At 68.7% G+C, this 23706-nt stretch carries 21 protein-coding genes; 5 read left to right on the top strand and 16 right to left on the bottom strand.

What is annotated here, in order from left to right; all coding sequences use genetic code 11:
* Nucleotides 1-94: 94 nt before the first annotated feature.
* A complete protein-coding gene (gene garD, locus U5771_RS25825) occupies nt 95-1648 on the bottom strand; it encodes a galactarate dehydratase (RefSeq protein ID WP_322026594.1) in 1554 nt (517 codons plus the stop codon).
* Nucleotides 1649-1878: 230 nt separating this feature from the next.
* Between garD and kdgD the strand changes: the two genes are divergently transcribed.
* On the top strand, nt 1879-2793 hold the full coding sequence (gene kdgD / locus U5771_RS25830) for a 5-dehydro-4-deoxyglucarate dehydratase (RefSeq protein WP_322026595.1): 915 nt from the start codon (nt 1879-1881) through the stop codon (nt 2791-2793).
* Between the two features lie 155 nt (nt 2794-2948).
* Here the strand turns inward: kdgD and U5771_RS25835 are convergent, their stop codons facing one another.
* Together U5771_RS25835 and U5771_RS25840 are read right to left on the bottom strand one after the other, a co-directional pair.
* Nucleotides 2949-3500 carry a hypothetical protein gene (locus U5771_RS25835; protein ID WP_322026596.1) on the bottom strand — a complete coding sequence of 184 codons (552 nt, stop codon included), beginning with the start codon at nt 3498-3500 and terminating at the stop codon, nt 2949-2951.
* A 195-nt stretch (nt 3501-3695) separates the two neighbouring features.
* Nucleotides 3696-5273: an aldehyde dehydrogenase (NADP(+)) gene (locus U5771_RS25840; RefSeq protein ID WP_322026597.1), complete on the bottom strand. Its 1578-nt coding sequence runs from the start codon at nt 5271-5273 to the stop codon at nt 3696-3698.
* A 248-nt stretch (nt 5274-5521) separates the two neighbouring features.
* Between U5771_RS25840 and U5771_RS25845 the strand changes: the two genes are divergently transcribed.
* Nucleotides 5522-6913 carry an MFS transporter gene (locus tag U5771_RS25845; RefSeq protein WP_322026598.1) on the top strand — a complete coding sequence of 464 codons (1392 nt, stop codon included), beginning with the start codon at nt 5522-5524 and terminating at the stop codon, nt 6911-6913.
* 63 nt (nt 6914-6976) lie between these two features.
* Here U5771_RS25845 and U5771_RS25850 read toward each other — a convergent pair whose 3' ends face one another.
* Together U5771_RS25850 and U5771_RS25855 are read right to left on the bottom strand one after the other, a co-directional pair.
* Entirely contained in the window at nt 6977-7702 is a 726-nt protein-coding gene (locus U5771_RS25850; protein ID WP_322026599.1) for a site-2 protease family protein, read from the bottom strand.
* Nucleotides 7699-8679 (bottom strand): DUF2167 domain-containing protein, encoded by a 981-nt coding sequence (locus tag U5771_RS25855; RefSeq protein ID WP_322026600.1) that lies wholly within the window; start codon nt 8677-8679, stop codon nt 7699-7701. The genes U5771_RS25850 and U5771_RS25855 overlap by 4 nt, the downstream gene beginning before the upstream one ends.
* Before the next feature lie 267 nt (nt 8680-8946).
* Here U5771_RS25855 and U5771_RS25860 point away from each other — a divergent pair, with 267 nt between their 5' ends.
* Entirely contained in the window at nt 8947-9795 is an 849-nt protein-coding gene (locus U5771_RS25860; protein ID WP_322026601.1) for a helix-turn-helix transcriptional regulator, read from the top strand.
* Between the two features lie 6 nt (nt 9796-9801).
* Here the strand turns inward: U5771_RS25860 and U5771_RS25865 are convergent, their stop codons facing one another.
* Nucleotides 9802-10428 carry a LysE family translocator gene (locus U5771_RS25865; RefSeq protein ID WP_322026602.1) on the bottom strand — a complete coding sequence of 209 codons (627 nt, stop codon included), beginning with the start codon at nt 10426-10428 and terminating at the stop codon, nt 9802-9804.
* A gap of 174 nt (nt 10429-10602) precedes the next feature.
* Between U5771_RS25865 and U5771_RS25870 the strand changes: the two genes are divergently transcribed.
* Nucleotides 10603-11067 (top strand): Lrp/AsnC family transcriptional regulator, encoded by a 465-nt coding sequence (locus tag U5771_RS25870; RefSeq protein ID WP_044845745.1) that lies wholly within the window; start codon nt 10603-10605, stop codon nt 11065-11067.
* Nucleotides 11068-11554: 487 nt separating this feature from the next.
* A complete protein-coding gene (locus tag U5771_RS25875) occupies nt 11555-13282 on the top strand; it encodes a YadA family autotransporter adhesin (RefSeq protein WP_322026603.1) in 1728 nt (575 codons plus the stop codon).
* A gap of 103 nt (nt 13283-13385) precedes the next feature.
* Here U5771_RS25875 and U5771_RS25880 read toward each other — a convergent pair whose 3' ends face one another.
* From U5771_RS25880 to U5771_RS25925, 10 genes are all read right to left on the bottom strand, one after another.
* Nucleotides 13386-14792: a dihydroorotase gene (locus tag U5771_RS25880; protein WP_322026604.1), complete on the bottom strand. Its 1407-nt coding sequence runs from the start codon at nt 14790-14792 to the stop codon at nt 13386-13388.
* 15 nt (nt 14793-14807) lie between these two features.
* Nucleotides 14808-15368 (bottom strand): carbonate dehydratase, encoded by a 561-nt coding sequence (locus tag U5771_RS25885; RefSeq protein ID WP_322026605.1) that lies wholly within the window; start codon nt 15366-15368, stop codon nt 14808-14810.
* Nucleotides 15368-15946, bottom strand: coding sequence for a 6-carboxytetrahydropterin synthase (locus U5771_RS25890; RefSeq protein ID WP_322026606.1), 579 nt, complete (start codon nt 15944-15946; stop codon nt 15368-15370). Before U5771_RS25890 ends, U5771_RS25885 begins: the two co-directional genes overlap by 1 nt.
* Nucleotides 15947-15983: 37 nt before the next feature.
* Nucleotides 15984-16877 carry a GTP cyclohydrolase FolE2 gene (gene folE2 / locus U5771_RS25895; RefSeq protein WP_322026607.1) on the bottom strand — a complete coding sequence of 298 codons (894 nt, stop codon included), beginning with the start codon at nt 16875-16877 and terminating at the stop codon, nt 15984-15986.
* Nucleotides 16878-16935: 58 nt separating this feature from the next.
* Nucleotides 16936-18144 carry a zinc metallochaperone GTPase ZigA gene (zigA, locus tag U5771_RS25900; RefSeq protein ID WP_322026608.1) on the bottom strand — a complete coding sequence of 403 codons (1209 nt, stop codon included), beginning with the start codon at nt 18142-18144 and terminating at the stop codon, nt 16936-16938.
* 134 nt (nt 18145-18278) lie between these two features.
* The gene (locus U5771_RS25905) at nt 18279-19490 is read right to left on the bottom strand and encodes an acyl-CoA dehydrogenase family protein (RefSeq protein ID WP_322026609.1); all 1212 of its coding nucleotides are present in this window, start codon (nt 19488-19490) and stop codon (nt 18279-18281) included.
* Nucleotides 19487-20344 (bottom strand): hypothetical protein, encoded by an 858-nt coding sequence (locus U5771_RS25910; protein ID WP_322026610.1) that lies wholly within the window; start codon nt 20342-20344, stop codon nt 19487-19489. Before U5771_RS25910 ends, U5771_RS25905 begins: the two co-directional genes overlap by 4 nt.
* Nucleotides 20345-20398: 54 nt before the next feature.
* Nucleotides 20399-21055 (bottom strand): methionine ABC transporter permease, encoded by a 657-nt coding sequence (locus U5771_RS25915; RefSeq protein ID WP_047902352.1) that lies wholly within the window; start codon nt 21053-21055, stop codon nt 20399-20401.
* Nucleotides 21048-22268 (bottom strand): methionine ABC transporter ATP-binding protein, encoded by a 1221-nt coding sequence (locus U5771_RS25920; RefSeq protein ID WP_322026611.1) that lies wholly within the window; start codon nt 22266-22268, stop codon nt 21048-21050. The genes U5771_RS25915 and U5771_RS25920 overlap by 8 nt, the downstream gene beginning before the upstream one ends.
* Nucleotides 22269-22286: 18 nt before the next feature.
* Nucleotides 22287-23705 (bottom strand): LLM class flavin-dependent oxidoreductase, encoded by a 1419-nt coding sequence (locus tag U5771_RS25925; RefSeq protein WP_322026612.1) that lies wholly within the window; start codon nt 23703-23705, stop codon nt 22287-22289.
* Nucleotide 23706: the final 1 nt, after the last annotated feature.

Consider the following 23706-nt stretch of genomic DNA (forward strand, 5'->3'; position numbering starts at 1 on the left):
GCGGTCGATTACGTTCGAGGTAAGGAAATCGCGCCGCCGCGATGAAAAACGGGCGCCGGAAGGCGCCCGCTGCGTCCGCCGTCGCAACCGCGCTTCAGGTCACCGGCGCCGGGTTGAACAGCGTCAGCGCATTCGCGAGCTTCCATTGCTCGGCCCACGTGCGGCGCTTGCCGCTCGCGACGTCGAGCATCAGCCGGAACAGCGCCCAGCCCACGTCCTCGATCGAGGCCGCGCCGGTCGCGATCTGCCCCGCGTCGAGATCCATCAGGTCGTGCCAGCGGCGCGCGAGATCGCTGCGCGTCGCGACCTTGATCACCGGCACCTGCGCGAGGCCGTAAGGCGTGCCGCGCCCCGTCGTGAAAATGTGCAGGTTCATCCCCGCCGCGAGCTGCAGCGTGCCGCAGATGAAGTCGCTCGCGGGCGTCGCCGCGTACAGCAGCCCCTTCTGCCGCGCCCGGTCGCCGGGACGCACGACGCCGGCGATCGGCGCGCTGCCCGACTTCACGATCGAACCCATCGCCTTCTCGACGATGTTCGACAGGCCGCCCTTCTTGTTGCCGGGCGTCGTGTTCGCGCTGCGATCGACGCGGCCGCGCTGCAGGTAGCGGTCGTACCAGTCCATCTCGCGGATGATCTCGCGGGCGACGTCCTCGTTCGCCGCGCGCGACGTGAGCTGCGCGACGCCGTCGCGCACTTCGGTCACTTCCGAGAACATGATCGTCGCGCCCGCACGCACGAGCAGGTCGGCCGCGAAGCCGACCGCCGGGTTCGCGGTGAGCCCCGAGAACGCGTCGCTGCCGCCGCACTGCACGCCGACGACGAGATCCGACGCCGGACAGGTTTCGCGACGACGGCGGTTGAGCCGCTCGAGATGCGATTCGGCCATCTTCATGATCGAGTCGATCATCGAGTTGAAGCCGACGTGCGCGGCGTCCTGCAGGCACACGACGCCGCCGTTGTCCGTCGCGCCGTCGGCCGCCACCGGAATCGTGCCGGGCGGCAGCAGGCGCTCGGGCTGCAGCTTCTCGCAGCCGAGGCTCACCGTCATCACCTCGCCGCCGAAGTTCGGGTTCAGGCTGATGTTGCGCAGCGTGCGGATCGGGATGTCGGCATCGGGCGCGTCGATCGCGACGCCGCAGCCGTACGTGTGCTCGAGCCCGACCACGTCGTCGACGTTCGGGTAGCGCGGCAGCAGTTCGTCCTTGATCCGCTTCACCGCATGCTCGACGACGCCCGACACGCACTGCACGGTCGTCGTGATCGCGAGGATGTTGCGCGTGCCGACCGAGCCGTCGGGATTGCGGAAACCCTCGAACGTATAGCCTTCGAGCGGCGCCAGCGGCGGCGCGGCGCGCGTGGCGAGCGGCAGGTCGTCGAGCCCCGGCGGCTCGGGCATGCGCATCGTGCGCTCGTTGACCCAGCTGCCGCGGCGCAGTTCCGTGAGCGCGTAGCCGATCACGACGTTGTAGCGGACGATCGGGTCGCCGGCCGCGAGGTCGACCAGCGCGACCTTGTGCCCTTGCGGCACGCCTTCGCGCAGCGTCAGGCCGTCGGCGAACGTCGCGCCCTCGGGCAGGCCGCCGTCGTTGACGACGATCGCGACGTTGTCGTCCGGATGCACGCGGATGTAGAGCGGGGAAGCAGTCATCGGAATTCCTGGGAGGCTACCGGTCAAATCGTTAGTCATCATACGACATTCACCGCAAACCTGCGATGCTGCGTAAACCCTTATCCGGAAAGACCCTAACCTTCACCGGCCAGCAAACCGCTTGCGCCGCTCATGCTCGCGTTGTACGATGACATACAACGACATCGCCAATATGGCCCGGATGCCGTACCCGACGAACCCAGCACTCGCGCTAGACGGACGACCCAATCATGACTTCACCGCAAGAACTCAAACAGATCATCTCCCACGGCCTGCTGTCGTTTCCGCTGACGGATTTCGACGCGGACGGCAGCTTCCGCCCGACCACCTATGCCGAGCGTCTGGAGTGGCTGGCGCCGTATGGCGCGACGGCGCTGTTCGCGGCCGGCGGCACCGGTGAATTCTTCTCGCTCACGCAACGCGAATATTCGGACGTGATCCGCGTCGCGACGGAAACCTGCAAGGGCAAGGTGCCGATCCTGGCCGGCGCCGGCGGCGCGACGCGCGTCGCGATCGAATATGCCCAGGAAGCCGAGCGCCTCGGCGCGAGCGGCGTGCTGCTGATGCCGCACTATCTGACCGAAGCCAGCCAGGAAGGCATCGCCGAGCACGTCGAGCAGGTGTGCCGCGCACTGAAGATCGGCGTCGTGGTGTACAACCGCGCGAATTCGAAGCTGAACGCCGACATGCTCGAGCGCCTCGCCGATCGTTGCCCGAACCTGATCGGCTTCAAGGACGGCGTCGGTGAAATCGAGAGCATGGTCACGATCCGCCGCCGCCTCGGGGACCGCTTCGCATACCTCGGCGGCCTGCCGACGGCCGAAGTCTACGCAGCCGCGTACAAGGCGCTCGGCGTGCCGGTGTACTCGTCGGCCGTGTTCAACTTCATCCCGAAGACGGCGATGGCATTCTACGAAGCGATCGCCAAGGACGACCACGCAACGGTCGGCCGCCTGATCGACGAGTTCTTCCTGCCGTACCTGAAGATCCGCAACCGCCGCGCGGGCTACGCGGTCAGCATCGTGAAGGCGGGCGCGAAGCTCGTCGGCCACGACGCGGGCCCGGTGCGCGCGCCGCTCGTCGATCTCACCGACGCCGAAATGGCCGAACTGGACGTGCTGATCAAGAAGATGGGCCCGCAGTAAGCGGGTATCGCCGGCGCGGCGCCTTCAGCGGCACCGCGGCCGGCTTGTGTCGAGTGTGTTGCATCGCGGCCGGCGCTTGCCGGCCGCGGTCGTTTGCAGCGGCATGTGCAGCGCCAGCCATGCCACGCATCCCGCCGCGATGCGCGCAGTCGCATCTACATCTGCGCGATGACGCCGATGATCCGGTGACGCACGTTGCCGAGCTTGATCCGGGTCGCCTCGATCTGCCCCTGCGCGCCCGTACGCACGCGTGCGTTCGATTCGCCGCCGAGAATCTGTCCCAGCACGTCGCGGTCGACGACCGCATCGAAGAACCGGCCGACCGTGATGGTTGCCGACTGCTTCGCGGTCAGGAGCGCGCTGTTGGCCTGCATCAGCGCTTCGGTGCGCTGGTCCTGGTCGCGTTCGTCGATGCCGCGGCGATGCTCGAGCGCGAACACGAGCGCTTCCATGTCCTGCCTGAAACGGCGCACGGCGAGGCCGAACACGAGCGAATGCGCGTCGGAGCCGGTCACGGTCCGCCCCTGGTTGATGGTCACGTCGAATTCGCTGCCGCCCAGGTCGCGCTGGAATTCCAGCAGCGCGTTCGCGAGCACGCGCCCTTCGCTGTACTGGCCGATCCGGCTGCGCACGGAATGCGCGACGTCGCCGATCGCCTTCCACAATCCGGCGGCGAACAGGTGGTCGCCGCGCTTGCTGATGTTCATCGGATGGTTCCCTCTTGGTCTTTTGCGAGTCTCTCAGGCTCGCCTGCGGGCCGGGCGGCCCGAGGCCTCGCTACTGTAGGAGAAATTCCGGCGACGCGGAAGCCACCATGAAAAAAGCGGAGACAGCCAGCCGGCCGCCTCCGCCTTCATTCCTTCGGCAAGCGGCCCGGGCTTGCACCCCGAGCCGCCGCACCCTCACTCCGCCGTTCCGTCCCGCAGCCGCGGAATGTCGAGCGGATTGCGCGCCTGCAGCCCTTCGGGCAGCAGGTCGTCCGGGAAGTCCTGGTAGCACACGGGCCGCAGGAAACGCTCGATCGCCGTCGCGCCGACCGACGTGACGGCCGGGTTCGACGTAGCCGGGAACGGCCCGCCGTGCACCATCGCATCGCACACCTCGACGCCGGTCGGGTAGCCGTTGACGAGCAGGCGCCCGGCCTTGCGTTCGAGGATCGGCAGCAGGCGGCGCGCGAGCGGCTTGTCGTCGGCGTCCATCTGCAGCGTGGCCGTCAGCTGGCCCTCGAGCGCGTCGAGCACACGCGCGACTTCGTCGAGATCGCGGCAGCGCACGATCAGCGATGCCGGCCCGAACACTTCGTGGCTGAACGCCGGCTCGGCCAGGAACGCCTGCGCGGCGACTTCGTACAGCGCGCCGCCGGCCTGGCATTCGGTCTGCGCAGCCTCGCCCGCACCGATTTCACGCACGCCCGGCAGTTCGGCCAGCTGGCCGCGGCCGTGGCGATACGCGTCGGCGATGCCGCGCGTCAGCATCACGCCGGCCGGCTTCCTCGCGAGCGCCTGCGCGGCGACGGACTCGAAGCGGTCGAGATCGGGACCGCCGACCGCCAGCACGAGGCCCGGGTTCGTGCAGAACTGGCCGGTGCCGAGCGTCAGCGAATCGACGAAGCCGGTCGCGATCGCGTCGCCGCGCGCGGCCAGTGCCGCCGGGAACAGCACGACCGGGTTGATGCTGCTCATTTCCGCATAGACGGGAATCGGCTGCGGACGCGCGTTCGCGCGCTGCACGAGCGCCATGCCGCCCTGCCGCGACCCGGTGAAGCCGACGGCCTGGATCGCCGGATGGCTGACGAGCGCCGCACCGATCACGCGGCCGGGGCCGATCAGCAGCGAGAACACGCCGGCCGGCATCCCGCATTTCGCCACCGCCGCGCGGATCGCGCGGCCGACCAGCTCGGACGTGCCGAGGTGCGCCTCATGGGCCTTCACGATCACCGGGCAGCCGGCCGCGAGTGCCGACGCGGTATCGCCGCCGGCCACCGAGAACGCGAGCGGGAAGTTGCTCGCGCCGAACACGACGACGGGCCCGAGCCCGACCTTCTGCAGCCGCAGGTCCGAGCGCGGCAACGGCGTGCGCGCGGGCTGCGCGGGATCGATCGACGCGGCGAGGAAGCGCCCGTCGCGCACGACGCGTGCGAACAGCCGGAGCTGGCCGACCGTGCGGCCACGCTCGCCCTGCAGCCGCGCGACGGGTAAGCCCGTTTCGGCGTGTGCGCGTTCGATCAGCGCGTCGCCGAGCGCGACGATTTCGTCGGCGATCGCTTCGAGAAACGCCGCACGGGCCGCGAGCGGCTGCGCGCGGTACGCGTCGAAGGCGTCGCGCGCGAGTTCGCACGCGCGCTCGACGTCGGCCTGCGTCGCGACGCCGAAGGCCGGCGCGTCGATCGGTGCGCCCTTCGTCGGGTCGAACGCGTGCAAGGTACCGGCCGAGCCGGCCACCGCTTCGGCGCCGATCAGCATCTCTCCAGTCAGTTGCATGAGGTGTGCTCCGTGGTTCGGGAATGGTTCGCTCATTGTAGCTCAACAGATACGATGTCTGCCGACAACATGGCAATATTCCCGTCGCCGTCCCGTTGCGTGACCGCAGGCCGCAAACCCTTATCCATTCGGCCAAAGCACGACATTCTTACCCTTTCGCGTCGGCATCCAGAGGGAAAACCCGAGGTTTCTGCACGCCACCATTACTCATAAACTTTCGCCCATGTTATACGACGACGTACATTAAAGTGCCCAATCAGACCACCCCTCGCGATCTTCCGATCGAACTCGCCGGCTGCGCGCGCCGCACCGCCGTGCGCTACTGGATCCTGGCGATGCTGTTCGTCGTCACGACGCTCAACTATGCGGACCGAGCGACGCTGTCGATCACCGGCACGCCGATCCGCAAGGCGTTCGGCATCGATCCGGTGACGATGGGCTACATCTTCTCGGCGTTCAGCTGGGCATACGTGCTCGCGCAGTTGCCGAGCGGCTGGCTGCTCGACCGCTTCGGCGCGCGCCGCGTGTATGCGGCGAGCATCTTCCTGTGGTCGGCGTTCACGCTGCTGCAAAGCACGATCGGCCTCGGCGGCAGCGCCGCGTTCGCGGTGGCCGCGCTGTTCGCGATGCGCTTCGCGGTCGGCATCGCCGAGGCGCCCGCGTTTCCCGCGAACGCGAAGGTCGTCGCGAGCTGGTTCCCGACCGCCGAGCGCGGCACGGCGTCGGCGATCTTCAACGCCGCGCAGTATTTCGCGGCGGTGGTGTTCTCGCCGCTGATGGCGTGGCTCACGCATGCGTACGGCTGGCACCACGTGTACCTGTGGCTCGGGCTCGCCGGCATCGCGCTCGCGTTCCTGTGGCTGCGCGTGATGAAGGATCCGGTCGACCATCCGGCGGTGAACCGCGCGGAACTCGAGCATATCGAGCAAGGCGGCGGCCTCGTACGCACGACGGGCCGGCCGACCGGGACGCGCGGCAACGGCGCCGGGGCTGAAAGCAGCCGCGTCGCGGGCTGGTACTACGTGCGCCAGCTGCTGTCGAACCGGATGCTGCTCGGCGTCTATCTCGGCCAGTACTGCGTGAACGTGCTCACGTATTTCTTCCTCACCTGGTTCCCGATCTACCTCGTGCAGGCGCGCGGAATGTCGCTGCTGAAGGCCGGCTTCATGACGTCGCTGCCGGCGATCTGCGGGTTCCTCGGCGGCGTGCTCGGCGGGATGCTGTCGGACATGCTGATCCGTCGCGGCGTGTCGCTGACGCGCGCGCGCAAGATCCCGATCGTCGGCGGGATGCTGCTGTCGATGGTCATCATCGGCTGCAATTACGTCGACAGCGAAGCGCTGGTGATCGTGCTGATGGCCGTGTCGTTCTTCGGCAAGGGGATCGGCTCGCTCGGCTGGGCCGTCGTCGCGGACACCGCGCCGAAGGAGGCGATCGGCCTGTCGGGCAGCCTGTTCAACATGTTCGGCAACACGGCCGGCATCGTCGCGCCGATCGCGATCGGCTACCTGGTCGGCGCGAGCGGCTCGTTCAACGGCGCGCTCGTGTTCGTCGGGCTGAACGCGCTCGTCACGGTCCTCAGCTATCTGGTGATCGTGAAGGACATCAAGCGCGTCGAGCTGCGTCATCGCGACGCCTGAGCTGCGGCGGGAAGGAAAAAACGACGGCGGCCGCGCATGAGCGGCCGCCGTTTTTCACATCGATCAGGCGGCCGAATGCGCGACGCGCAGCATGTCGTGCACGCCGGACGTCATCAGCGCGAGAAACGCGAGCAGGCCGACGTAGCAGAGCGCGTAGGTGGTCTTCGTCTCGACCGACGTCGCGTAGTACGCGCGGTTTTCCGGCGCGTCGGGATCGTAGCGCCATGCGCGCTTCAGCTGCGGCAGCGCAAGGATCGCCATCACGATCAGGAGCGGGCTCGGCCGGTACGCGAACAGCGCGATCAGCACGGGCACGCCCGCGAACCAGATCCGCGGCGACAGCACCGCCGTGATGCGCCCGCCGTCGAACGGCGACAGCGGGATCATGTTGAACAGGTTCAGGAAGAAGCCCGTATAGGACAGCGCGAGCAACAGGTTGCTGTCGTAGTGCCGCGCGGCCGCGTAGCAGGCCAGCGCGCCGAGCGTGCCGACGAACGGCCCGGCCAGCCCGACGTATGCCTCGGTCTCGGCGTCGTGCGGCATCTCCTTCAGCTGGATCCACGCGCCGACGAACGGGATGAACGTCGGCAGCCCGACGTCGAGCCCGCGCCGCTGCGCGGCCACGTAGTGGCCGGCTTCGTGGACCAGCAGCAGCACGACGAAACCGGCCGCGAAGCGCCACCCGTAGAACAGCGCGTAGACCGCGATCGACGCCAGCATGGTGCCCGCCGACATGAGCACCTTGCCGAGCTTCAGGCCGCCGAAGATCAACAGCAGCAGCTTCGTCATTCCTTGCGCTCCGCGCCGGGCACGGCGGCTGCGTCGGCTGCGTCGGCTGCGTCGGTTGCCTCGGCGACGACCGGCACGGCCGCCGGCTTCGGCTTGCGTCCGAAGAAGCGCTTCAGCGCCGCCCCGCCCGCCAGCAGCGCGATCGCGCCGATCTTGAAGAACTTCACGGCGAACGCGCCGATCAGCGCGAGCAGCCCGAGCTTCTTCGCGCCGACGCCGACGATCAGCGCCGCGAGACCGTATTCGGCGACGTGGTCGGTCGACTGGTTGAAATCGGCGTAGCGCTTGCCGTCGTTGAAGCGGATGTTCGCGAGCAGGTCGTCGGCCGAGGCCTTGTACTTCGGCAGATCGGCGAGCGTCGATGCCATCGTCAGCGACAGGTAGCCGTCGCGGCCGAGCACGAGCGTCCGGTAGTTCACGCCGTCGTTCGCGGCGTTGGCCGCCGCGCCCTTGTCGCGGATGATCGCGGACCACACGAGCCGGTGCGTGGCGGCGTCGTACGCGGGCGCCTGCGCCCAGCCGACCACCTCGGTTTCGGGCAGGCCGCGCTCCTTGCGCGCCGGGTTGCTTTCCTCGGTACCGGCCTGCAGGCTCTTCAGCAATTCGTCGGGTTTCCAGTCCTTCGCGTCGTCGTCGCGGATGTAGCCGCTCGGCTCGAACGACACGACCGAGATCCAGTCGGCGCCCGGATCCTCGGGCAGCACGAGGCCGACCAGTTTCGATTCGTCGATCGAGTTGCCCATCGAGCGCAGGTAGCGGCCGGCTTCGGCGGCCGGCACGAACGATTCGCCTTCCTTCAGCTTCAGCACGGCTTCGTGCTTGACGTCGATATCGGCGGGCCCGTTCACGACGGCCTTGTTGGCGGCCGCGGCGGCAGCCCTCATTTCGACCTGCGCGGCTTCGGTTTGCGCGTGGCCGCTGGTCGCGGCGAGCGCGAGCATCGCCACGCAGGCGACGCGGACGGCGAGTCTTTTCATTGTTGGATTCCCCTGGAATGCCTTGTCGTAAACATACGCGGCGACCGGCCCGGGCGTTGTGGTCGTGGGTCCGGCGCCGCCTCTCAGTTGGCACGGAGGCTATGGTAACGCAGCGTCGGAGCGCGTCAGGGAATGGAATGCGGGGGGGTGAAAAGGGCCGCGGGGGGCCTCGGGTGGCAACCGGCGGAATCGGCAACGCGCGCCGATCCGGAATGCTTACCTCGCAGGTAATGCCCGGCGCACGCGGGATTGCCTATCATCGTGACCATGAACTCGACCGCCGCCCGCCATTCGCTCCCACCGTCCGCCGGCCGCGCGTCCGGCATCGGCCCGCTGCTGCGTACCTGGCGTCAACGCCGGCGCCTGAGCCAGATGGCGCTCGCGCTCGAGGCGGAGGTGTCCGCCCGGCACCTGAGCTTCGTCGAATCGGGACGCGCGCAGCCGAGCCGCGACATGGTGCTGCATCTCGCGGAGCGCCTCGACGTGCCGCTGCGCGAGCGCAATGCGCTGCTCGTCGCGGCCGGCTATGCGCCGTTGTTTCGCGAGCGGCCGTTCTCCGATCCGCAACTCGACGCGGCGCGCCACGCGGTCGAAGCCGTGCTGCGCGGCCACGAGCCCTACCCGGCACTGGCGGTGGATCGCCACTGGACGCTGCTCGCCGCGAACCGGATGCTCGGCGCGCTGGTCACGCAGGCCGATCCGGCGCTCTTGCAAGCGCCCGTCAACGTGTTGCGCCTGAGCCTGCATCCCGACGGCCTCGCGGCGCAGATCGTCAACTGGCACGAATGGCGCGCGCATATCCTGCACCGGCTGCAACGGCAGATCGACGCGAGCGGCGACCGTACGCTGCATGCATTGCGTGACGAACTCGCCGCGTATCCGGCGCCGGCCGGGCAGCCCGACGACACGCATGCCCGCGCCGACTACGCCGATATCGCCGTGCCGCTGCGGCTGCGCACGGCAGCGGGCGAGCTGACGTTCTTCAGCACGACGACGGTGTTCGGCACGCCGGTCGACGTCACGCTGTCGGAGCTCGCGATCGAGGCGTTTTTCCCCGCGAATCCGGAGACGGTGGACGCGATGCGCGCGTTGGCGGACGCGCTGCCAGCGCAGTGAGCATCGTCACCGGCGCTCGAGCGCCAGCTTCACGCCCAGCGCGAGCAGGACCGCGCCACTCACCCGATGCATGCGGGTCAGGATGCGCGGATTGCGCCGGATCGACGTCGACAGCAGGCCGGCGAACAGCGCGACCGGCCCCTTGACGAGAAACGTCAGGCCGGCAAACGTCGTGCCGAGCACGAACAGCGACAGCATCGGATGCGCGGCGCCCGCGGGGACGAACTGCGGCAGAAACGCGAGATAGAACAGCGCGACCTTCGGATTCGACACGTTGGACAGCGCGCCTTGCGCGAACGTGCGCAGCCGCGATGCCGGCACGTCGCGGTTGCTCGCGAGCGTCAGCTCGCCCGACGAACGCAGCAGCGTGATGCCGAGGTACAGCAGGTACAGCGCGCCGATCAGCTTCAATGCAGTGAACAACCATTCGGATGCCTGCAGAAGCGCACCCAGCCCGAGCGTCGCGAGCATCGTATGCACGAGCAGCCCGACGCTGACGCCCGCCGCGGTCACGAGGCCCGCCCGTGTGCCGCCGGATAGCGTGCGCGACATCACGAGCACCATGTCCTGGCCCGGGGTCAGAATGATCAGAAGGGAGGTGGCCATGAACGGCAACCAGGCGACGTGCGGCATCGGGACTCTCCGGAAGGCGGCGCCGGGAAGGACGGGCGGGAATCGCACGCGCCCCCGGGGCCAGGCAGTCATCCGATTATCGGCAACCTGGCGTGGAGAATGGCTGCGAAGTCGGCTAGTTTCGAGGGCAGATTTGGCGTTATTCTCCAACATCGACCTCATCGGTAGTCAAACATGCCAATCAAACTGGACGCGATCGATCGACGCATTTTGCGCGCGCTGCAACGGAACTCGAACCAGACGAATGCCGAACTCGCGCAGCAGGCCGGCCTCTCGCCCACACCCTGCCTGCGCCGCGTTCATTTGCTGGAGGAACAGGGCGTCATCGACGCCTACGTCGCCCTGCTGAACCCGGCGGCCGTCGAACTGCGGTTCACGGCCTTCGTGCGCGTCACGCTGGAGCGTCAGGACAAGACCACCGTCGAACGCTTCGCGCGCGAGATGGAGCAGGCGCCCGAAGTGCTCGAATGCCATCTGATGGCCGGCAGCTACGACTATCTGCTGCGCGTCATCGCGAAGGATCTCGACGACTATCAGCGCTTTCAGATGGAAACGCTCACGCAGATCGAAGGCGTACGCAACGTCGAAACCGAGATTCCGCTGAAGCGCATCAAGCAGACGGTGCGCCTGCCGATCTAGGCACGCAAAAAGGTCAGGGGCGGCGCTGCCGCCTCTCCTTTCCGCACGAAGCCGGGTGCAACTCGACGGTCACGCTCCCCGGTCGCGCGTCCCGTTATCGGGCGACACCCCTGCAACGGTGCTCGCGATCGCCCGCCATGTCCTCCCGCACATCACCCAACCCATTTCCTCCGAATCATAGCGTTCAGACGCCGCGGCAAACATGTGCGCGGCCGAGGCCAATCAAAATGCGTCGTCACGACTCGAGCTTCGGATCCCCGGAGTTCGCATGGGGTCGTGACAGCAACCCGTAGCTGCGATCCGCGCTCGCTTCCCGTCGACTCAAGACCGGCGAATGCTCAGTTTCATTAGTACACCTTTCATTTCGTCAATCGGGAGATCGACGTCCGTCATGAAAGAGACACGAAAGCATCGATGCGATCGGGAAATTGCGCGCGGAGCCACGCAAGCCGCAACACGACTTTTTTATTGAGCCTGGGAAAACAAGATGAACGAGAATCAACGAGGGTTGGGCATTTCGGCACAACGCGCACCGAGGAAGTCGAAAGCCGCACTCGCGGTCGCGGTCAGCGCAGCCATGGTCGCATTCGCGGCCTCCGCGCCCGCGCGGGCCGATTATGTGCAGAACGGCACGTCGACCGAAACGTCGGGGAGCTGTGTCGGCAACATCGCGATCTCGGGGAGCAGCACGTATCCCGCGAGCGCAACGGGTTGCGACAACGTCGCGATCGGTACCGCGGCGGTGGCGAACTCCGGTTCGTCGACCGGCGCGTATAGCGAAACCGTCGCGATCGGCCGCCTGGCCGGCGCGACCGGCACGCAGGCGACCGCGGTCGGCGGCGATTCCGCCGCCACCGGAGATCACGCGACGGCGCTCGGCGCGCTGACCCGCGCAACCGGTACCCTGGCGACGGCAGTCGGCGACGGCGCAATCGCGAACGGAACGACCGCGTCGGCCTTCGGTCAGGGCGCATCGGCGGTCGACCAGTCGACGGCGGTCGGGCAAGGCGCGAGCGCCACCGCGACCTTCTCGACGGCCGTCGGCAAGGGCAGCGTGGCAGCCGGCGGTACGGCACTCGGCTTCCAGGCCAACGCCGGCGCCGGCGATGCGGTCGCGCTCGGCATCGACAGCTCGGCATCCGCAACCGGCAGCGTCGCCATCGCCCGTGCGACGGCCTCCGCCGTGAACGCGGTCGCCATCGGCGAAGGCGCGAACGCCGCCGACGCGAACTCCGTCGCATTGGGTTCGAACGCGACCACGCGTGCGTTCACGACCGTGAGCGGCGTGACGCTCAACGGCGTCAGCTACAGCGGCTTCGCGGGCACGCCGGTCGGCGTGGTCAGCGTAGGCAGCGCCGGCGCCGAGCGGCAGATCGTGAACGTCGCGGCCGGGGCGATCAGCGCGACCAGCACGGACGCCGTCAACGGCTCGCAGCTGTTCTCGATCGCAAGCCAGGTCTCCACATTGACGACGGACCTCGCATCGCTGACGACGACCGTCGGCAAGATCTCGTCGAGCGTCCCGAGCGGCACGGTGACGGACGGGACGGATACCGCGATCGGCACGAACACGTCGGTCAGCGTCCCCAACGGGACCGCGGTCGGCAACGGCGCCAATGTCTCGGGCGACAACGGTACGGCAGTCGGCGTCAATTCGACCGTCACCGCCGCGAACGGGACGGCGATCGGCACGAATTCGAAAGTCACCGCGGCAAACGGAACGGCGATCGGCACCGGCTCGAACGTGTCCGGCACGGACTCCACCGCGATCGGCACGAACAGCCGCGCGAGCGCCAGCAACTCGGTGGCGCTCGGCGCGAACTCGGTCGCGGATCGCGACAACACGGTCTCGATCGGCGCGCCGGGCGCCGAGCGTCAATTGACCAACGTGGCCGACGGCACGGCGCCGACGGACGGCGTCAACGTCCGCCAGTTGAACGGCGCGATCAACTCGGTTCGCGCGGAAATGTCGAAGTACCGCAAGGACGCGGATGCGGGCACGGCGAGCGCGATCGCAATGGCGAACCTGCCGCAAGCCGTGCTGCCCGGCGAGAAGGTCGTCGCGCTCGGCGGCGGCACGTACGGCGGTCAAAGCGCCATGGCGGTCGGCCTGTCCGTCGCAACGACGAAGTGGCTCGTCAAGGGCTCGATCACGACGGCGGTGTCGGGCCATGGGTCGTTCGGTGCGGGCGCGGGCGTCGGCTATCGCTGGTAATCGGCGTCCTGCCGCGTAGCGTCGGCGGACCTTTGGCTGACGCGGGTACGCAAGCCATCGGCGCAACCGCGCCGATGGCGCTTCGGCGTCGTCGGTACGACGCTTACCCCGCCGCTGCCGCGTCCGGCGGTGCCGCATCCACGAACGTGACGGCTCGCCCCGCAGGCTGTCCGTCGATTGCACCGTCGCGCACGGCGACCCGCCCGCGCACGACCGTGTGCACGGGCCAGCCGGTGACCGCGCAACCGTCGTAGGGCGTCCAGCCGCTGACGCTCGCGATCCAGTCGTCGCGGATGATCCTGCGCGCGCGCAGGTCGACGATGCTGAAATCGGCGTCGTAGCCGAGCGCGATCCGCCCCTTGCCCGCGATGCCGAAGATCCGCGCCGGCCCGGCGCTCGTCAGGTCGACGAGCCGCGCGAGGCTCAGGCGGCCGGCATGCACGTGGTCGAGCATCAGCGGCAGCAGCGTCTGCACGCCGGTCATCCCGCTCGGCGACTGCGGATAGGGCCGCGCCTTTTCTTCGCGCGTATGCGGCGCGTGATCGCTGCCGATCACGTCGACCAGGCCGTCACGGATCGCCTGCCACAGCGCGTGCTGGTGATGCCGTTCGCGCACCGGCGGATTCATCTGCGCGAACGTGCGCAATCGCTCGTAGCAATCGGGCGCATGCAGGCTCAGGTGATGCGGCGTGACCTCGACCGTCACGCGCCGCCGGTGGCGCGCGAGAAATGCCATTTCCTGCGCAGTGGACACGTGCAGCACATGCAGCCGGCGGCCGGTCTCGGCGGCCAGCCCGACGATGCGCCGAGTCGCGAGCAGCGCGCTCTGCGCGTCGCGCCAGCGCGGATGGTCGCGCACGTCGCCGCTCGCCTCCGCAATCGCCTTGCGTGCGCGCAGCCGCGCTTCGTCCTCGGCGTGCACGGCCATGCGGCGGCGGCCGTGTCGCAGGATGCGGCGCAGCACGGTGTCGTCGTCGGCCAGCAGGTCGCCGAACGAACTGCCCATGAACACCTTGACGCCCGCGCAGCCGGGCAGGTTCTCGAGCGACGGCAACCGTTCCGCATTCACGGCCGAGCCGCCGATATAGAACGCGTAATCGCACCACGCGCGGCCGCGCGCGAGCGCCAGCTTCGCGCGCAGGTCCTGTTCGTCCAGCGTCAGCGGTTGCGTATTGGGCATCTCGAAGATCGTCGTGACACCGCCGAGCACCGCGCCGCGCGTACCGGCCTCGAAAGTCTCCTTGTGCGTCAGGCCCGGTTCGCGGAAATGCACCTGGCTGTCGACGACACCCGGCAGCACGTGCAGTCCGCCGGCATCCAGCAGCACGTCGGCGCTCCAGCTGCCGTGCAACGTGCCGAGCGCCACCACACGGCCGCCCGCGCATGCCACGTCGATGCGTTCGGCACCGTTGGGTGTCATCACCGTGCCGCCGTGTACGAGCAGGCCTGCGTGACGCCGTGCCACCGCGCCGGGTTCGTCATCGTCACCGTGATCGGCTCGCGGTCGCATGCGGTCCGTCATCGTTCAGAACGCGTTCTGGATATTCTTGTAGCCGAGCACCAGCGCATTGTTCGTGCGCACGACGTCCTCGGAGAAATCGCTCGCATCGGCCGTCACCTGCGGCAACGCGGTGAGATCGGTTTCCGGCCCGATGCGTTCGGTCGAGCGCACGTGGAAGCCCGCCGGCAGGTGACAGCCGTCGACCACCGCGTTGTAGCGCACGACACAACCGTCGTCGATCGTGCAGTTGAACAGCACGCTGTTGAAGCCGACGAACACGCCGTTGCCGACCTTGCACGGCCCGTGCACGATCGCGCGATGCGCGATCGACGTGTGCCGGCCGATCGTCACGCTCGCGCCCGACTTCGAATGGATCACCACGCCGTCCTGGATGTTCGAATGCGCGCCGATCACGATCGGTTCGATCCGGCCGTCGGCATCGGTTTCGTCCGCGCGGATCACCGCATACGGGCCGATGAACACGTTCTCCTCGACGATCACGCGTCCGCACAGAATGGCGGTCGGATCGACGAACGCGCTCGGGTGGATGTGCGGGAGGTCGCCGCGCGGGTTCTTTCTGATCATCAGGATTCCTTGGTTGAATCGACGCCGTCGCGTACGAGCCGATCGAACAATCCGGGATCGCGCCACTGCGCGGCAACGGCCGGCGAAAACACGATCGCGTCGAGGTCGATACGGCCCATGCGCGGATTGAACGCGTCGTCGCGAAAGCATTGCGCATAGCCGGTCTCGGTCTCGTGCACGATGACCGAATGCAGGCGCACGCCGGCCTCGCCGTTCGACATCGCGGTGCCGGCCAGCACCGCATCGACGAGACGAAACAGCACGCGCGAGAACTGCTCGGCGCTCGGCGACACAGGCAGCAGCACCCAGCGCTCCGAATGCCGACGCATATCGTCGACGTAACCGGGATCGTCGCCGGACCACAGCGTCACCGCATGATCGAACGCGTCGACCAGGTCGCGCACGTCGCCCTTGAGCAACCCGAAGTCGTACACCATCTGCCCGTTGTCGAGCGCATGCGCTTCGAGCAGCAGTTCGACCCGGTAGGAATGGCCGTGGATCGAATGCGAACAGCGCCGTGTGCTGCAGCCGCGCACGATGTGGGCGTTCTCGAACCGGAAGAGTTTGCGGATCAGCATGCGCGACTCCCCGCGGCGGATCGGAGAGACCGGCGCATCATGCGGCCCACGCGACCGCATCGTGCGGATGCAGGCTTTCCAGATGGCGCACGTGCACGCGCGGATTCGCATAGGCACCGTCCAGCACGGCCTGCACGCGCCGCGCGGCATCCTCGACGAACATCAGGTTCTCGCCGTTCAGCACCGCGAACGCCTGCTCGTCCGTGCGCTTGACGGCGGTCTGCACCGGCGTGCCGAGTGCGTGCTCGACGCGATCGATCAGATCGAGCAACCCAAGCGGCGCATCGCCGGCGGGCAACGCGACGCCGACCACGGCTTCGCTGCGCTGGCTGTGCGGCGTCGCCGCCGTCGCATGGCGCTGCAGCCAGGCGGCCACCGCGGCCGGCGCCACGCGTGCCTCACGACCGAACGTGGCCAGAAACGCCTGTTCGACCCAGTGCCGCGACAGCGCGGCCGAGCACGGGCACGTCGACGCATAGACGATCGTGACCTGCGCGTGCAGCGCGAACACGTCGCCCGTCAGCGTCGCATCGACACGCACCGGATAGGACTTCCAGCCGGCCAGCCCTTCCGTCACCAGCGCCCGGCGGCGCGCCAGCAGGTCGAAGCGCAGCCGCAGCCGCGCGCTGCGCGTGTCGCAGTCGCGATGGCTGTCGACCATCGCGTGCAGCAAGCGCCGCAAGCCGGCCGCCGACAGCGCTTCGCCGTCGCCGAGCCCGTCGAGCAGCCGGTAGAGCCGCGACATGTGAATGCCTTTCACATCCGGCGCGGGCAGGTCGACCTGCGCGTCGGCGCGCGCATGCACGTCGCGCCGGCAGCCGGGCTCGTCCACCACGACGGGCAGATCGATGCCCTGCATCCCGACCCATTCGAGCGGGCGGTGGCGCGCTGCGGCGTCGGTCACGGAGATATCGGGTAGCGGTGCATTCATGCTCGGAATCCGGTGGGGCGCCTTCTCCATCCGGTTCGATGCAGGAAGCGCGTGCGGGTCAGGTCCAGTCGTGAAACGGGTTGTCCCACGTGCTCCAGTGGTCGGGGCCGGCGGCCATCTCGGCGTCGGTCAGCAAACACGCATCGAAACGCGCACGCAGCGCGGCCTCGTCCATGTCCATGCCGATCAGGACCAGCTCCTGCCGCGCATCGCCGACGTGCTCGTCCCACCGCGAACGAATTTGCGCGACGGCCTCCGGGTCCTGCGGCCAGCGCTCGGGCGGCACGGCCGCCCACCAGTGACCGGCCGGCCCGTGCCGCGCGACCGCGCCGGCCTGCGACCACGAGCCGGCGATGGTCGGGTGGGTCGCCAGCCAGAAGAAGCCCTTCGAGCGAACCACGCCCGGCCACTCGCTGTCGACGAGCGCGAAGAAGCGCCGCGGATGGAACGGCCGCCGCGCGCGGTAGACGAAGCTGCGGATCCCGTATTCGTCGGTCTCCGGCGTATGCGTGCCGCGCATCTCCTGCAGCCAGCCCGGTGCGCGCGACGCGGCGTCGAAATCGAACAGACCGGTGTCGAGCACGCGCTCGAGCGGCACCTTGCCGAACTCGGCGATCTCGATCCGCGCACGCGGATTCAGGCCGCGCAGCAGCGCGATCAGCCGCTCGCGCGCGGGCGCGTCGATCAGGTCGATCTTGTTGATCACGATCACGTCGCAGAACTCGATCTGGTCGATCAGCAGATCGACGACCGTGCGCACATCCTCGTCGCCCATCGATTCGCCGCGCGCCTGCAGGCTGTCGCGCGACGCGTAGTCGCGCAGGAAATTGAACGCATCGACCACCGTCACCATCGTGTCGAGCCGCGCGACTTCGCCGAGGCTGCGGCCGTCCTCGGCCTCGAACGTGAAGGTCTCGGCCACCGGCAGCGGCTCCGAGATGCCGGTCGATTCGATCACGAGCTGGTCGAAGCGCCCTTCGCGCGCGAGCCGGTCGACCTCGATCAGCAGGTCCTCGCGCAGCGTGCAGCAGATGCAGCCGTTGCTCATCTCGACCAGCTTCTCGTCGGTGCGCGACAGCCCCGCGCCGCCATCGCGGACGAGCGCGGCGTCGATGTTGACCTCGGACATGTCGTTGACGATCACCGCGACACGCCGGCCTTCGCGATTGTTGAGGATGTGGTTGAGCAGCGTCGTCTTGCCCGCGCCGAGGAAGCCGGACAGGACGGTCACGGGAAGCCGCGTGGACGGCGGGGGTGCGGTGTTCATCAGGCGATTCCGGATGCGGGACGTTGGTGATGTGATGATATATTGTATCGATACGATATAACATATCATTCCGGGCGTCCAGCATCGTCGCTCGGGCGACCGGGCCGCCGCACGGCGGCCCGGTCGTCATGTCGTCACGTATAAAGCGACGCCTGCGGCAACTCCCCCGTCAGCGCGTACCGGCCGACATCGCGCAGCCGATAGTCGAGCGGATCGTGCAGCGTATGCGTGCGCGCGTTGCGCCAGAAGCGGTCGAGGCCGAGCGACGCGGCCGTCGCGCGGGCGCCGCACGCATCGAACAGCGCCTCGCCGTTCTCGAGCGCCGCGCGCTGCGCGACGATCTTCGCGTCCGACACGACGAGCGCCACGTCGGCCCGTTCGTCGGCCGTCAGCGCGTCGCGCCGTGTCCATGCGCGCTGCAACGCGACGGCCGCGCGGTCGGCCAGCGATGCCGCCGCCACCGCCTGCACGCGCATGTCGCCGAAGCGCTGCAGCGTATAGGGATCGTCGCTCGCCTGCGCGACGCCGGAGGCAATCCACGGCCGGCCGTGCTTCAGCACGTAGTCGCGCGCCTCGGCCAGCGCGCCTTCCGCGAGCCCGACGAACAGGTTCGTCAGCACCAACTGCGACACCAGCGTGCGCAGCGTCGCGCGCGGCGTCGGCGGCGTCTCGGACCGGTGCAGCACGTCGTCCGGCGCGAGCGTCACGCCGTCGAAGCGCACGCTGCCGCTGTCGGTCTGGCGCTGCCCGATCGGATCCCAATCCTCATCGACCGTGATCCCGTCACGATCGGTCGGCACCACGCCGAACACGGCACGGCCCGTTTCCGGATCGTGCGCGGACACGGTCATCCGCTGCGAGCCGCGCGTGCCCGAGCAGAAGCCCTTCACCCCGTCGAGCCGGTAGCCGCCGTCCGGCGTCGCGGTCGCCACCAGCCGCGTATCGAGCGGGTTGACCGCATTGCCCCACCACCAGCGATGCTCGACGGTGCCGCGCAGATAGCGTTCGCGCTGTGCCGCGTTGCCCCACACGTCGACGCTCACCACCTGCAGGATCTGGAATCCGACCAGATGCGCGAGCGCGCTGTCGACGCGCGCGATCCGCCGGATCGTGTCGTAGATCGCCGGCCACGCGGCTTCCTGCCCGCCGAATTCGCGCGGCACCGCGAGCGTCAGCAGGCCCGCGTCGGCGAGCCGCTGCTTCTCGTCGGCCGCATGACCGCCCGCGCGATCGCGCGCGGCAGCCGTCGCACGCAGCGCGTCGATCGCACGTGCGAGCGCATCGGCGTCGATCGCGCGTGCATCGGTTTCCGGCGCCAACGTCGCCGGGCCGCGGGGATCGTTCATGCGACGGCTTCCTGTGGAAGGGTTTCGTGCGCAACGACTTCATCGGACAACGGCGCCAGCGCGCCGAGCCGGCGGCCGGTCAGCCGCGACAGGATCTCGCGCCGCCAGTCGTCGTAGATCGCGCGATATTCGGCGATATCCGCACCGAACACGTGCGCGGTGTGCGCGTATTCGTCATGCAGATAGCCGTCGAGCCGCGCCTGCGTTTCCTCGTCGGCCGCGATCACGCGGTCGATCAGCGCGTCGCGCTCCGCGGCCGGCAGCGCCTTCAACGTGTCGAACCACCACTGGACGATCTGCACGCGATGCCACTCCTCATCCGGGCGGATCCGGTTCTCGCCGTGCTCGCGCATCGCGCCATCGGCGATGCGGCCGGTCTTGCGCTGGATCCACAGCTTCGCGAGGATGTGCAGCTCGTAATGCCATTCGAACGCGAGGAAGCCCGCGACGTCGCGCACAGCGATATCGCCGATGCGTTCCCAGTGCGCGGCGACGAGCCGCTCGACTTCCGGCAGCGGATCGCGGCCCGTCAGTTCGGTCACGCGTTCGCGACCGATCACGGCGTGCGCGCCGTCGTCGCCGAGCTGGCGCGACAGGATCAGCTGGAAATGCGGATCGTCGCGGAACAGCGTGTCGATCGCCTTCGCGACAACCTGCACGATGAACAGGTCGTGCGACGCCATCTTCGTGTAGTAGTCGGCGACGGCGGCGAACTCGTCTTCGCAGTGCGGCTCGCGCGGCGGTGTCGCCAGTTTGTCCGGAAAGCCGGGACGATGGCGTCGCGCGACCTCCAGAAACAGCGCTTCCTCGAATTGTCCGTTCCATTCGCGCGGCGCGCCGGTGGGCAAGGTCATGGGTATCGTTCTCTCAGGGTCTTGAATGAAAGGAGCCGGCGCTCGTGGCGCCGCTCAGGTACGCCGGGTCACGCGTCGGACCAGGCGGTCGCCCGTGATTTGCACGGCCGAAACGAGTGCGATCAGGATCACGATCACGGTCACCATGACGGTGGTGTCGAAACGCTGATAGCCATAGCGGATCGCGAGATCGCCGAGCCCGCCCGCGCCGACGGCGCCCGCCATCGCGGTCGAGCCGATCAGCGCGACGACGGTGATCGTGAAGCCGCCGAGCATGCCGGGCAACGCCTCCGGCAGCAGCACGTGCCACACGATGTGGCGGCGTTTCGCCCCCATCGCGAGCGCGGCCTCGATCAGCCCGCGATCGACTTCGCGCAGGCTCACTTCGGCAATCCGCGCAAAGAACGGAATCGCGGCGATCGACAGCGGCACGACGGCCGCCCACACGCCGATGGTCGTGCCGATCAGCACGCGCGTGAACGGCAGCAACGCGACGAGCAGGATGATGAACGGCGTCGAGCGGAACACGTTGACGAGCGCGCCGAGCACCGCGTTCACGCCGCGCCGCGCGTAGATGCCGCCGGGCGCGGTCGTCACGAGGATCACCGCGAGCGGAATGCCGATCAGCGCGGCGATCGCGGCCGACGCGGCGACCATCGACAGCGTGTCGCGGATCGCGTCGAGCAGTTCGGGCCACCAGAGTTCAAACATAGCCGAGCACCTCCGCGTGGTTCGCATGGCGGCGCGCGCGTTCGAGCAACGCGGCGACCGCGCCGCCGCGTGCCGGCGCGTGGCCGGCGTCGTCCGCGCGCGGCGATGCCGCGATCACGAGACGCCCCTGCGCATGCCCCTGGATCCGCTCGATCCCGCCGTGCAGAAAGCGCACCGAGCCGCCGAGCGCCGCCGCGAGCGCGCCGACGTCCGGCTCGCCGGCGCTTTCGCCCGTATAACGGACGTCCAGCACGACCTGCGCGCCGTCGGGCAGCGCGGCCTGCTCGGGCAACGGCTGCACGCGTGCGGCCAGTTCGGCCGGCAGGTCGTGCACGAGCGTGCTGAGCAGCGCGCGCGTCGCCCCGTGGCGCGGATCGCCGAACACACGCCACACCGGGCCCGTTTCGACGACCTCGCCCTGTTCGATCACCGCGACCGTGTCGCACACCGCGCGGATCACTTCCATCTCGTGCGTGATCAGCACGATCGTCAGCCCGAGGCGGCGGTTGATATCGGCGAGCAGCGCGAGGATCGATTGCGTCGTCTCGGGATCGAGCGCCGACGTCGCCTCGTCGCACAGCAGCACCTCCGGATCGTGCACCAGCGCCCGCGCGATGCCGACACGCTGCTTCTGGCCGCCCGACAGGCTCGCCGGATACGCGTCGCGTTTCGCGGCAAGCCCGACGAGGTCGAGCAACGCCTCGGCCTTGCGCGTGCGCTCGGCCTTCGGCACGCCGGCGATCTTCAGCGGCAGCGCGACGTTCTCGAACACCGTCTTCGCCGACAGCAGGTTGAAATGCTGGAACACCATGCCGGTGCGACGCCGCAGTGCGACGAGCCCGTCCTCGTCGAGCGCGCCGACGTCGACGCCCTGCACGCGCACGCTGCCCGAACTCGGGCGTTCGAGGCCGTTGACGAGCCGCAGCAGCGTCGACTTGCCGGCACCACTGCGGCCGATGATCCCGAACACCTCGCCGCGCCGCACGTCGAGCGTCACGTCGCGCAGCGCGGCGGCCTGGCCGCGCGGCGTCGCGAACACCTTGCCGACGTGCGCGAGCGATACGGCGGCGCCGGCGGCGCGCACGGCCGCTTCGTCATGCGCCTCATGCGCCTCATGCGCCTCATGCACCTCGCGCGCCTCTGCGCCAACACCGGCGCCAGCCCGCACGGCGGACGTCTCGATGAAACCCAGCGTATCGAACAATTGCGTCATCGCTTCGCTCCGTCGCGTTCAGGCATGCGCGGGATGCGCGGGTTCCGGCGCCGGCGCGGCGGCCGGCCGGTGCCGCGCGCCCGTGTGCCAGGCCGGCAGCCGCGCACCGGCGCCGAACAGCTTCCCGCGCAGCGTCGGCGCGGGATCGTAGTCTTCCTTGTAGATGCCGCGGTTCTGCAGCTCGGGCACGACCCAGTCGACGAAATCCTCGAACGACTCGGGCATCACGGTGCGCGTCAGGTTGAAACCGTCGATGCCCGTCTCGTCGATCCACGCCTGTAGTTCGTCCGCGACCTGCGACGGCGAACCGACGATCGGCGCATAGCGGCCGCCGAGCGACATCTGTTCGAGCATCCGGCGCACGGTCCACGTACCGGTCGTGCTCTTGCGCGAGATCGCGTCGACGGCCGACTGGATCGAGTCGGTCTTCACGTACGAGATCGGCTCGTCGAGGCCGTACTGCGCGAAGTCGATGCCGGTCGAGCTCGCGAAATGCGCGAGGCCGGCTTCCGGGCTCGCGTAGCGGCGGTATTCGTCGAACTTCTCGCGTGCGAGCCGTTCGGTCTCGGCGGTCACGACGCTCACGCCCGCGAAAATCCTGATCGATGCCGGGTCGCGCCCCTGCCGTGCGGCGGCCGCGCGGATATCGAGCGCCGCCGCGCGCGCGGCGGCCTTGCTCTGCCCGTTCACGAACACGCACTCCGCATGCCGTCCCGCGAACTCGACACCCCGCGCGGACGAACCGGCCTGGTACAGCACCGGCGTACGCTGCAGCGACGGCTCGCTCAGATGGATCGCGTCGACCGAATAGAACGGCCCGTCGTGCTTCACGCGCCGCACCTTGCCGGGCTGCGCGAACACGCGCGCCCGTGCGTCGCGGATCACCGCGTCGTCGTCCCAGCTCTGTTCCCACAGCTTGTAGACGACGTCCATGTAGTCGTCCGCGCGTTCGTAGCGGTCGTCGTGGCCGATCTGCTGCGCGAGGCCCATCCCGCGCGCGGCGCTGTCGAGATAGCCGGTCACGATGTTCCAGCCGACGCGCCCCTTCGTCAGGTGGTCGAGCGTCGACATCCGGCGCGCGAACAGGTAAGGCGGTTCGTAGGTCAGGTTCGCGGTCACGCCGAAGCCGAGATGTTGCGTGACCTGCGCCATCGCGGGCACCAGCAGCAGCGGATCGTTCACCGGCACCTGCACCGATTCGCGCAGCGCGGCGTCCGGGCCGCCGCCGAACACGTCGTACACGCCGACGATGTCCGCGAGAAAGATCCCGTCGAACTTGCCGCGTTCGAGCGTCCTCGCGAGATCGGCCCAGTAGTCGAGATCGGTGTAGTGCGCGGAGCGGTCGCGCGGATGCGTCCACAGCCCGTGGTTGATATGCCCGACGCAGTTCATGTTGAACGCGTTGAGGAGGATCTTCTTGCGGTTCGCCGTCGTCATG

The sequence above is a fragment of the Burkholderia sp. BCC1977 genome, from assembly GCF_905339595.1.
Classification (GTDB): domain Bacteria; phylum Pseudomonadota; class Gammaproteobacteria; order Burkholderiales; family Burkholderiaceae; genus Burkholderia.

Coding starts and splice junctions, on each gene's coding strand:
- U5771_RS25925 (WP_322026612.1), bottom strand. CDS start 23,705: ATGACGACGGCGAACCGCAAGAAGATCCTCCTCAACGCGTTCAACATG.
- U5771_RS25915 (WP_047902352.1), bottom strand. CDS start 21,055: ATGTTTGAACTCTGGTGGCCCGAACTGCTCGACGCGATCCGCGACACG.
- U5771_RS25860 (WP_322026601.1), top strand. CDS start 8,947: ATGAACTCGACCGCCGCCCGCCATTCGCTCCCACCGTCCGCCGGCCGC.
- garD (WP_322026594.1), bottom strand. CDS start 1,648: ATGACTGCTTCCCCGCTCTACATCCGCGTGCATCCGGACGACAACGTC.
- U5771_RS25890 (WP_322026606.1), bottom strand. CDS start 15,946: ATGCTGATCCGCAAACTCTTCCGGTTCGAGAACGCCCACATCGTGCGC.
- U5771_RS25870 (WP_044845745.1), top strand. CDS start 10,603: ATGCCAATCAAACTGGACGCGATCGATCGACGCATTTTGCGCGCGCTG.
- kdgD (WP_322026595.1), top strand. CDS start 1,879: ATGACTTCACCGCAAGAACTCAAACAGATCATCTCCCACGGCCTGCTG.
- U5771_RS25920 (WP_322026611.1), bottom strand. CDS start 22,268: ATGACGCAATTGTTCGATACGCTGGGTTTCATCGAGACGTCCGCCGTG.
- U5771_RS25840 (WP_322026597.1), bottom strand. CDS start 5,273: ATGCAACTGACTGGAGAGATGCTGATCGGCGCCGAAGCGGTGGCCGGC.
- folE2 (WP_322026607.1), bottom strand. CDS start 16,877: ATGAATGCACCGCTACCCGATATCTCCGTGACCGACGCCGCAGCGCGC.
- zigA (WP_322026608.1), bottom strand. CDS start 18,144: ATGAACACCGCACCCCCGCCGTCCACGCGGCTTCCCGTGACCGTCCTG.
- U5771_RS25880 (WP_322026604.1), bottom strand. CDS start 14,792: ATGCGACCGCGAGCCGATCACGGTGACGATGACGAACCCGGCGCGGTG.
- U5771_RS25885 (WP_322026605.1), bottom strand. CDS start 15,368: ATGATCAGAAAGAACCCGCGCGGCGACCTCCCGCACATCCACCCGAGC.
- U5771_RS25865 (WP_322026602.1), bottom strand. CDS start 10,428: ATGCCGCACGTCGCCTGGTTGCCGTTCATGGCCACCTCCCTTCTGATC.
- U5771_RS25855 (WP_322026600.1), bottom strand. CDS start 8,679: ATGAAAAGACTCGCCGTCCGCGTCGCCTGCGTGGCGATGCTCGCGCTC.
- U5771_RS25850 (WP_322026599.1), bottom strand. CDS start 7,702: ATGACGAAGCTGCTGCTGTTGATCTTCGGCGGCCTGAAGCTCGGCAAG.
- U5771_RS25875 (WP_322026603.1), top strand. CDS start 11,555: ATGAACGAGAATCAACGAGGGTTGGGCATTTCGGCACAACGCGCACCG.
- U5771_RS25835 (WP_322026596.1), bottom strand. CDS start 3,500: ATGAACATCAGCAAGCGCGGCGACCACCTGTTCGCCGCCGGATTGTGG.
- U5771_RS25905 (WP_322026609.1), bottom strand. CDS start 19,490: ATGAACGATCCCCGCGGCCCGGCGACGTTGGCGCCGGAAACCGATGCA.
- U5771_RS25910 (WP_322026610.1), bottom strand. CDS start 20,344: ATGACCTTGCCCACCGGCGCGCCGCGCGAATGGAACGGACAATTCGAG.